Annotated in this window: 8 protein-coding genes; 2 read left to right on the top strand and 6 right to left on the bottom strand. The window is 41.6% G+C overall.

Annotated features, from left to right (window positions below; genetic code table 11):
* Positions 1 to 156 precede the first annotated feature (156 nt).
* Positions 157 to 738 (bottom strand): RNA polymerase sigma factor, encoded by a 582-nt coding sequence (locus M1B78_RS00785; protein WP_257931084.1) that lies wholly within the window; start codon positions 736 to 738, stop codon positions 157 to 159.
* Positions 739 to 742: 4 nt separating this feature from the next.
* Positions 743 to 2581: an ABC transporter ATP-binding protein gene (locus tag M1B78_RS00780; protein ID WP_257939623.1), complete on the bottom strand. Its 1839-nt coding sequence runs from the start codon at positions 2579 to 2581 to the stop codon at positions 743 to 745.
* 256 nt (positions 2582 to 2837) lie between these two features.
* Between M1B78_RS00780 and M1B78_RS00775 the strand changes: the two genes are divergently transcribed.
* Positions 2838 to 4580 (top strand): tetratricopeptide repeat protein, encoded by a 1743-nt coding sequence (locus M1B78_RS00775; protein WP_257939622.1) that lies wholly within the window; start codon positions 2838 to 2840, stop codon positions 4578 to 4580.
* A 119-nt stretch (positions 4581 to 4699) separates the two neighbouring features.
* Entirely contained in the window at positions 4700 to 5323 is a 624-nt protein-coding gene (locus tag M1B78_RS00770) for a porin family protein (protein WP_044469256.1), read from the top strand.
* A gap of 130 nt (positions 5324 to 5453) precedes the next feature.
* Here the strand turns inward: M1B78_RS00770 and M1B78_RS00765 are convergent, their stop codons facing one another.
* The 4 genes from M1B78_RS00765 to M1B78_RS00750 are packed head-to-tail and all read right to left on the bottom strand — an operon-like array spanning position 5454 to position 9386.
* Positions 5454 to 6365, bottom strand: a complete 912-nt coding sequence (locus tag M1B78_RS00765; RefSeq protein WP_257939621.1) for an alpha-1,2-fucosyltransferase — start codon at positions 6363 to 6365, stop codon at positions 5454 to 5456.
* Positions 6366 to 6369: 4 nt separating this feature from the next.
* Positions 6370 to 7344 (bottom strand): glycosyltransferase family 2 protein, encoded by a 975-nt coding sequence (locus M1B78_RS00760; RefSeq protein ID WP_257931081.1) that lies wholly within the window; start codon positions 7342 to 7344, stop codon positions 6370 to 6372.
* A 15-nt stretch (positions 7345 to 7359) separates the two neighbouring features.
* Positions 7360 to 8499 carry a glycosyltransferase gene (locus tag M1B78_RS00755; RefSeq protein ID WP_257939620.1) on the bottom strand — a complete coding sequence of 380 codons (1140 nt, stop codon included), beginning with the start codon at positions 8497 to 8499 and terminating at the stop codon, positions 7360 to 7362.
* A gap of 11 nt (positions 8500 to 8510) precedes the next feature.
* Complete coding sequence (locus tag M1B78_RS00750; protein ID WP_035447682.1) at positions 8511 to 9386, bottom strand: glycosyltransferase; 876 nt, start codon at positions 9384 to 9386, stop codon at positions 8511 to 8513.
* Positions 9387 to 9398 lie beyond the last annotated feature (12 nt).

Raw genomic sequence — 9398 nt, 5'->3', positions numbered from 1 at the left:
AAGAGATTTCGACCATACTTATGCGTCCGACTTATACCCCAAAATTCGATGTTTTCAAATTTTTGTCATGTACTTAAAATAATGACAATCTTTAAAGTCAATCCGTACCGAAAAGGTAGCAGTTTATTAATAAATAATTCGATTTATAAGGATTAGTTAATGTATTAACATGAAGACGGGTAGGCAAAGAAGCTTGTCGAACACTTCCCGCAACTTTTTCATACCGAGCGAAAGCTGGTTCTTGACCGTCTGCTCACTCAGCTGCAGGTGCTGGGCTATTTCTTTGTTCGACCATTGTTGCAGTCGCGACAGCCTGACCACCTTCTGTTGCGTAGGCACCAGGGTGGCAAGGGCGCTATCGAACTTCTTCAGGAAGTCACTGTATTCCATCCGGTATCGGGTATCTTCCACACTCAACCGGTCCTGATAATTCAGGTAATCTTCATAGACAGGTTGGTTCACCTGTGCACGGTAGGCATTTATCAGCAAGTGTTTGGCCATGATAAAGAGCAGGGCACGCAAAGTCTGTTCCTGCCGGATAGTATCTCGCCGGTTCCAGAGGTTGACAAACACATCCTGCACGATTTCTTCGGCATCTTCGGCTTGCTTGATATATTGAAGGCTGTAAGCGTAAAGACACTTGGCATAGAGGTCGTAGATACGGCAGAAAGCATTGTAGTCTCCACGCTTCAATCTCCGTATCAATTCTTCTTCATTATTCTCTTCAACTGTCCACATCTCTCTACGCAAGGGATTGCATATCGTTCAGCCGCTTATAGTAGCCGTTCTTCGCCAAGAGTTCCTCGTGCTTGCCGCGCTCCACGATTTCACCTTCATAAAGCACGCAAATCTCATCGGCATTCTTGATGGTGGAAAGGCGGTGGGCAATGGCAATCGTGGTGCGGGTCTTCATCAGCCGTTCCAGAGCCTCCTGCACCAAGCGTTCGCTTTCAGTATCGAGGGCAGAGGTAGCCTCATCAAGTATCAGGATGGGCGGATTCTTCAGGATGGCACGGGCAATACTGATGCGCTGGCGCTGTCCGCCGGAGAGCTTGCCGCCACGGTCGCCTATATTGGTCTGGTAGCCCAATTCGGTCTCCATGATGAAGTCGTGGGCATTGGCTATCTTTGCCGCCTCGATAACCTGTTCCATAGTGGCATTCTCCACGCCGAAAGCTATGTTGTTGAAGAAGGTATCATTGAACAAGATAGCCTCCTGATTGACATTTCCTATCAATGCACGCAGGTCGTGAATGCGGAAGTCCTTGATGTTTATGCCGTCAACCATTATTTCACCTTGCTGCACATCGTGATAGCGCGGCAGCAAATCCACCAATGTAGACTTGCCGGAACCGGACTGGCCGACAAGTGCAATGGTCTGTCCTTTGGGCACCATCAGATTGACGTGCTTCAACACTTCGCGCTTGCCGTCGTAACTGAAGGAGAGGTCCTTAAATTCAATCCGGTCATTCATCCCGTGCAGCGGCAACGGGTTTACCGGTTCCTTAATGGGGTTCTCGGCTTTCAGAATTTTGTCCACACGTTCCATGGATGCCAGCCCCTTCGGGATGTTGTATCCTGCCTTTGCAAAGTCTTTCAACGGATTGATGATACTGTACAGAATCACCATATAAAAGATAAACGTGGAGGCATCTATAGATGTACCCTCACCCAGAATGAGCAAGCCACCGAACCACAGTACCAATACAATGAGCAACGTACCGAGGAATTCACTCATCGGATGTGCCAACGACTGACGGATAGCCACCTTGTTGGTAGCATCACGCAGCTCGTCGCTGCATTGCTTAAAACGGTCCACCATCTTGTCTTCGGCTATGAAAGCCTTGATTATACGCAGTCCACCAAGCGTCTCTTCCAGTTGCGACATGGTGTCACTCCATTTCCCTTGGGCTTCCAACGACTTGCGCTTCAATTTTTTACCGACCTTCCCCATCAACCAGCCCATACCGGGCAGCACCAGAACGGTGAACAAAGTCAGTTGCCAACTGGTCACAATCAAGGTAGAGAAGTAGAGCAGAATCAGGATAGGATTCTTGAGCAGCATATCCAGTGAGCTGGTAATGGAGTTTTCAATTTCGCCCACGTCACCACTCATACGCGCAATGATGTCTCCCTTTCTTTCTTCGGAGAAGAAGCCGAGCGGCAAGTGCATCACCTTGGAATAGACCATCACGCGGATATCGCGTACCACTCCCGTACGAAGGGGAATCATAATGGCGGAAGAACCGAAATAGCAGGAAGTCTTCAGCATGGTCATGAAAGCAAGGAAGAGCCCCATGAACAGCAATGTCATCTGTGGCCCGTGTGTCTCAATCATCTGAGTGACGTAGTAATAGAAATTGTTCACCGCCACTTCCTTGATGCCTTCGCTCCCCCACTCCATGTACTCGTACACTTTGGTATTCTCCCCCGTTTTGAAGAGGATATTGAGAATAGGAATGAGCAGTGTGAATGAAAATACGTTGAATATGGCAGACAGTACATTGAGCACGATTGCCCAACCGATATATCTCTTGTAAGGCGACACAAAGCGTCGCATCAGCTGCAGAAATTCCTTCATTGCTTGTAGTTAAGTGAATTATGAGGTCGCAAAGATACAAGAAAACGAGGGAATGGAAAAGGGTTTCAGGTTATTTCTGCCTAAATGCCCACATTCTCTACTTTCTTTAATAATAGCCGGCTCATTTATTTTCCATCTTTACTCCTAACTTCCACACAATTTTCTTCAAACTTCAATATGCCCAAGCAATTATATGAGTAAATAATGAAAAAGATGTACCTTTGCACCCGACTTAACTGAGAACTTTGTTCACCACATGAGAAAAGCTATTATCACAACCCTATCTGTCCTAATCGTACTTCTGTCCATTGCTTGCAATACCCGAGTGAACTATAATAAGTACCTGATTGCAATTGACTCGCTCATCGTTCAGCAACCGGACACTGCCCTATCTATGCTCGAAGCATTCCCGACAAACAGCCTGCAGACCCAAGCTGACAGTGCTTATTATGGCCTATTAATGACAGAAACAAGAGATAAGAACTACATTATCCAAACCAATGATTCCCTGATACAATCGGCCCTGACCTACTACAACGGCACAAACGACATAGAAAAGCGGGCAAGGGCCCATTACTATTCCGGCTGCGTCTACCGGGATTCACGAAAGAAAAAAGAAGCCATGACCCAGTACCTTATAGCTCAACCTTTGGCTGAAGAAGCAGGAGAGAAACGTCTGTTAAGTCTTATCTACCTGAATATAGGTTATCTATACTATTCACAAAACCTAAATACACAAGCCGATTCCAGCTATCAATTGGCACAACAAATAGGTATTCAGCTAAAGGACTCTGTTCTTCAAGCAGAAGTTCTGTCACGACGAGGACTCATCCGAATGGAAAAAGGAGAGGAATTCTATCCCGAAGCCGAAAAAATGATGTTGAAGGCACTCGCTATCGTCCAAAAACAGTCCAACATACAATTAAAAGAAAATGTGTTCTCCTCACTATGCCAACTATACAACTGGATGGAAAACGGAGAGAAAGCTATAGAATTCGCCAAACAGAATCTTGGCGTACAGAAAGACCGCACAACATGCTACAAAGCTTTCGAACTACTTGGAAGCGCATATTACCTAATATTGCAATATGATTCTGCCCGCTACTACCTACAAAAATCCCTTTTCACAACAGACTATGCCACCAAAGCCGGGGCTTACATGTATCTGGCAGACATAGCCAAAGAGCAAGGAGACTTAGCTACTTCCTTAGAGATGGAACGCAACTACTCTGCCTATTTGGACAGCATGCAGAACAGCCGCTACCCTTACGAAATTATTGATGCAGAAAACAAACAGCAAATTATACAACAAAAAGAAAAATATGATTCTTCCATCAACAAGCACACCTACATTTTCCTTGTTTCGGTTGGAATTATCATCATCGTCACCTTCTTCTCTTTAGAAAGATACCGCAACCGTGCTAAACAACTTCAAAAGGATAAGAATAAATTAGCCACTGAGCAAGTTGCCATACAAGAACAATACAGAATACTCAGGCTAGAACTCCAAAGCAAAGAGGAAAAAATAACATTTCTGCAAAATAAAATAGAGAAATACCATAACAACAAAGAACAGCAGCAGAAACTATGCGGCGAATTGCACAAGTTGAATATCGAAAGAAACTGCTTATTAAAAGAAAGCTTCAACCATTCGGATATCCACAACAAGATGAGACGCATCATTCTTTCCTGCAAGGAGCACGATAAGTCCGAAGAAACAATGGAGGACGAAGATTGGCTACAACTGATTGCAGAGACCGACCGTTGCCAAAGCAACATCACCCTATACTTACAATCTGAATACCACCTGACACCAGAAGAAATACATCTCTGCTGCTTATACCTGACCAATTTCCCTATTATGCATTTAGCCTACTTACTGAATTGCACGCGGGACACCATCTACAAAAAGGCAAACCGAATTCTAGAACAAAAGATGGGATTATCACGCAAAGAAACCTCATTGAAAGAAACTCTAAACAGACTCTGCCAAAGGTAAATTCACTACATTTATACACATATAAAACATTATACAACCTGAATTATACACTTTTTATACACCTCTTCTTTAAATGAAGTCATACTTTTGCGACATCAATAACCTAAAAACATATTATAATGAAAAAGATTTTAGTATTATTTGTTTTGTCCATAGCTTGCATTATGGGGACTCATGCGCAAGAAGGACTCAAATGGGGAGCGATGGCAGGTATGAATTCCAGTAAATTTTCTACTGACGGTCTTGACAGCAAGGTGGGTTTCCATGTCGGCATCAAGGCTGAAAAAGAATTACCTCAGATAGCCCAAGGTGTTTATCTTGACATGGCTGCATTGCTCTCTTTAAAAGGTGCGCAAATAAATGGGAATGATGCATCTCTGAAATTCAATCCCTACTATTTAGAAATACCTATACACATGGGCTACAAATACGCCATCAATGACAACTTTGCCATCTTTGGCAATTTCGGTCCTTACTTTGCAGTAGGTCTCTTCGGTAAAATGAAGGCAACGGGATATTTGATTGATGAAGTGGAAGGATTGACAAGCATTCATGATTCTGCCAAAGTATTCGGAAGCAATGCCATGAAACGTTTCGACTTTGGTCTCGGACTCAAAGCAGGAGTCGAATTCTTTCAAAAATATCAAGTCTCTATCGGATATGACTGGGGATTACTGGACAATATAGAAGATAGCGGAAACAAAAACCGCAACTTGATGCTCTCCGTGGGGTATTTCTTCTAAGATTTAATAGTGTGGAAAAGGGCACGAAAAACCTCTCCACACTTTTTATTACCGATATACAAGAAACAAACTGTTCAACATAGAAATAAAATCACTACTTACGAAAACAGAGACAACCACTAAGCCGAATCTATAAAAATATGGCATTTTGAAGTAATTCTTTCCATGGATATTCCACTTCATCATCACAAAGCACCACCATTTTCTCTGAATTATCTCCTAAAAGAGCACCATATTTACCTAAAGTCCCTTTACTGGTAATCTGATGCTTGCAACGAGCTATCAGAAACAAGTCCATATACCCCTTATCAGAACCGTTTATATCAACAATCTTACAATTACCTTCCGTAAGATAAAGTTGCGGAATAAGTTCATCCCTCACCCAATCCGGCTCATCTGAAAAGAAATAGAAGAAAGAAGACATATCCCTATCCTGCATATAAGTCACTGCCGACTTGAAATACTCCAATGAAGCAGGTTTGCCGTAAGCCGGAATTTCTACTTTCAAGTCCCCACGCCTTACGTGAACAGCTACGGAACAAGGACGTGAATCAATCTCTGAATACAGCAATTTATTCTGTGCATCCAGCACCTCGGGCATTACTCTAAAAAGCGACCGGAATACCGAAAGCCAAATATCAGCCGGAACATGATAATAACCACCTAAATAGACCGGAGGCTTCTTTTGTAGAAAAGAGAAGTCATCCTGCCTGCCATAAGTATTATTACCCAAATTGAAATATTTCTTCTTATAGACAGACAAAGCCAGTTTAGAAGCGGACTTCACTTTTAAGTAAGGAAAAGCCTTCAACAAATCGAAGTTACGTACAAACTGGTAATTCATATCTGTTCCCCACTCTTCATAGAAAGACAAATCATAGAGCACTTTATGTCCTCCATTTTCAAAAATTCTACCCAGCAGATATTGGTGCATCTGAGAACAAACTCCGCCATCCATAAGTACTATCACTTGAGGGGCTATCAGTCTATGTTTTATAGCCTTTCTATACAGGCTTTTCTTCCACCTTTCTATGATTTTCATTTCTCTATAATTTATTTTTCCAATTATAATAATACAGTCTCCAATATCCCAACAACGATGATAACCTATAAGTAGTAACTATCTTCTTCTCACGGCGTGACAGTAATTTCCAAAATTCCGGATAATCCCCAAGCTCTATCATCAACCGATTCATTTCCTTATTAACATCCTTTACCTTTTTCCAATGGAGTCGCGCTTGAGTATTCTTTATATGGAACAAAGCTAATTCTCTTGCAAATTCCTCATGCAATCCGTTCCGTTCTATATAGTCATCAAACCAGCGCACATAAACATTGAAATCAAGATATGCTCTCTCTCCCAAATCGTGAGATACCGAAGAGGAATAAACATAATAATCAAGAATCGGAGTATTTATAGAAACAACTTTTCCCGAACGAACTAAAATCTGCGTAGACAAAGCAACATCTTCTCCGAACGAGATGCCGAGCCTTTCAATCCCCTCATCATATAAAGAACGTAAATGAAACTTGGTCCACATAGCCCAATATGCCCTTGAACAGAGGATACATTTTAAATATTCAATCCCGGGCATTTGTTCAAACTCCATGCTTTCCGATTCCTTTCTTCCTCCATCTTCACAAAAAAAGAAAGGAGCAACAACAACATCGGCTTGAGTCTCCTCAGCACGGTTCACCAAACATCCTATCGCATTGCTCATCAAAACATCATCACAATCCAAATACTGTATATATTTCCCCCGTGCCCGATTCACACCTATTCTTCTCGCTTCGGATATTCCTCCATTCTGTTTGTTTATAACAATAATACGACAATCCAACTTTACATAATTTTCTATAATGACTGGAGTATTATCCATACTTCCATCATTGACCACGATGATTTCTATATTCTTGTAGGATTGGGACATAGCACTTTGAAGGCATCTCTCTAAATATTTCTCACCATTATAGACACAAATTATAATAGAGACTAAGGGAGAAAGGGTATCGTTCATCATATTTACAATTACATTCTACAAGCCCAACAAAGTACAGAAACTTGATGCAAAGTTATCAATACCATACTTTTCCTCTATTGCAATGGAATCGATGTTTTTGGAGAGCATTTTTCTAACGTTTTCATCCCGCAACATTTCTATCTTTTCTGCTAATTCCGCAATATTTCCTTTCTGGTAAAGGAGCCCATTCACTCCATCCTCAATGCGTTCCGGATTTGCCCCCACATCAGAAAGGATTAATGGCAACCCGCATTTCTGAGCTTCTACAGCAACCCTACCAAAAGTTTCAAAAGTGGAACAAACCAACACAACGTCAGCCAAAGCATAATAAGAAACCACCTGTTGCGTGTAAGAGACAATTTTTACATTGTTATCCAGACCATTATCTTGAATATATTTTTGGCATTTGGGCATAAAGCCAACATCCAGTCCAACCAGATAACAAAGAATATCCTTCCCTTCAGCCACTATTCTCTTTACCGCCTGCAAAAGTTCCATCTGTCCCTTATTAGAGTCAAAAGCGCCGACTAACAAGATAGTATACCGCGTATGTCTATCACATTTCACATCCACTCCAACCGTTATCGGCAATTCTACAGCTTGGGTGATGCTGCTTATTTTTGCGCTTGTCATCACCTTTTGATAATGAAACTCTGCATATCTGGAAGTTACCAATATCTTATTTGATAATTTATCAATCGCTCTAAAGATAAAACGAAACTCAAAAATAGGATTAAGATTCAGCCAAGTCACATCAGGTATCTCATGGATAAACCAACAGTGCTTTATCCCTAACATCTTACATGATATTGCCAAATGAGGAAAAACCACAGTATTTGTCATTCCATAGTCCGGCTTTATTCTTCTCAAGTAACGGGTTAATTTAATGGAATACTTCAATAGTTTACGAATATAAGAAAGCTTCTCTCTCGTGCCGATATCCATGTCCTTACCTACAAGCCACCATTCCATTTGTAGGAACCTATAGCCATCAAGATAAGGGGAGCAGGCATCAAGCAAATCTCCCGGACCAGGAAGAACCATATAGAGTTGCCAATCAGGGTGAATACGCTTAAGCCCCCGCAATAAATCTAATAAACATCTTTGTGCTCCTCCGGCACAATCACTAACATGTGATAAAAAAAACAATTTCATAGCAACCACAATTAGCTTACAAGATATTTGTACACATATTTAATACAGTGCTGTAAATGTTTCCATGAATAAGGGTAAGCTAAAAAGTCCTTCAGCACCACCTTCGCCTCAGGATATCCCACTTTCAATAACTTACGCAAAAAGACACTGAAGGTGTATTCTTCCTGCTTCCTCATTTCTTTTTCTCCCAATTCAAATCCCTCTATTTTCATTGGAAGCATCTTATTCCACTTCAATTTGTGCATTTTAATCGTATCTTGATACCAACTTTGATTAAAATTCCCTTGTGAAGAATGCTCTATCAAAACCTCAGAAGAACAACATACATAATTTTTATAACAACGATCCGCAGCTATTTGCAATGTAAAATCCAAGTCATAACAATGGAAACCCGTCAACAATTCCTCATCAAAAGGATATTTAGCCCATACATCCTTACGCACAAACATGGCAAAGCCATCCAATACCAGCACTTCCTTAAAAGGATGCTCCATAGTAACCGATGCTACACGAAATTGGGTTTCAGTTCCAACGCTCTGATAATAGAATATAACATCCCACTTATACACATCTCCCCATCCCGAATAGCATTTCAATTTCACCTTACTACCGGCAAAACCTATCACCCCACAATCCGGTTCCTTAAGTTTCTTCTCAATGCACTTTCCCCAGCCTACCGAATGAAACTTTACATCCTCATGGACAAAAAACAGAAAGGGATAATGTGCCCGAGAAGCTCCCTCATTATACGCACGCGCTATCGGCCATTGTTTCTCACGATTATCAATAGCAATGATTTCATAATCAACACCAATAGTATCATGAATATTCCGGGTTACTTGCTCCAAACGTTCGGGAGATACCGAACAAATTATGATTGAAAGCATAATCTGATGCTA

The organism is Bacteroides muris (ex Fokt et al. 2023) (assembly GCF_024704895.1).
GTDB classification, from domain to species: Bacteria; Bacteroidota; Bacteroidia; order Bacteroidales; family Bacteroidaceae; genus Bacteroides; species Bacteroides muris.
This window is presented reverse-complemented; position numbering and strand designations above follow the sequence as displayed.